The organism is Halocynthiibacter sp., assembly GCF_049608145.1.
GTDB lineage: Bacteria > Pseudomonadota > Alphaproteobacteria > Rhodobacterales > Rhodobacteraceae > Halocynthiibacter.
This window is the reverse complement of the sequence record NZ_JBMYXF010000134.1, coordinates 1-522: the sequence shown is the minus strand read 5'-3', so window position 1 is coordinate 522 and position 522 is coordinate 1. Positions and strand designations below refer to the sequence as shown.

Sequence of the window (522 nt, the reverse complement as noted above, 5' to 3'; positions counted from 1 at the left end):
TGCGCCCCGATGCGCCAAAGCCTGCGTGGTTGGCCTCTAGCAAGGCGGCATCCACCCCGGCGCGTGCCAGCATCAGCCCTGCCACAATGCCGGTGTAGCCGCCGCCGATGATGGCGATGTCCGCCGTTGTGTCGTGATCCAGCTTGGGCCATGGGGCATCGGTCTGGCCATGGTCCCACCAGCAGGATTGGGGCCGTTCATAGGCGGCGGGTTCGTAGATCCGTTTCATCCGCGCGCGGCGGCCTGTTCTTCGCGCTCACGGGCCACAGCGGCGCGTTTTGTGGCCAGCGATGCGGTGATGACCCCCACCGTCACAATCGCAATCATGATGGTCGACAGCGCGTTGATTTCCGGGCTGACCCCCAGCCTCACGGCGGAAAAGATCTTGATTGGTAGGGTGGTGGCGGATGGCCCGGTGGTAAAGCTGGCAATCACCAGATCATCCAGCGATAGGGTAAAGGCCAGCAACCACCCTGAAATCACCGCAGGCGCAATGATGGGGAGGGTGACAAGGCGGAACGC

The 522-nt window shown here is 63.6% G+C and carries 1 protein-coding gene and 1 pseudogene; both read right to left on the bottom strand.

Annotation, left to right across the window (positions count from 1 at the left end):
* The coding region (locus ACPGUT_RS16210) for an FAD-dependent oxidoreductase (RefSeq protein ID WP_423993146.1) at window positions 1-229 on the bottom strand (229 nt) is incomplete at its 3' end.
* Window positions 226-522, bottom strand: a pseudogene (locus ACPGUT_RS16205) (putrescine ABC transporter permease PotI); the annotation flags it as partial. The gene ACPGUT_RS16210 and the pseudogene ACPGUT_RS16205, both read right to left, overlap by 4 nt.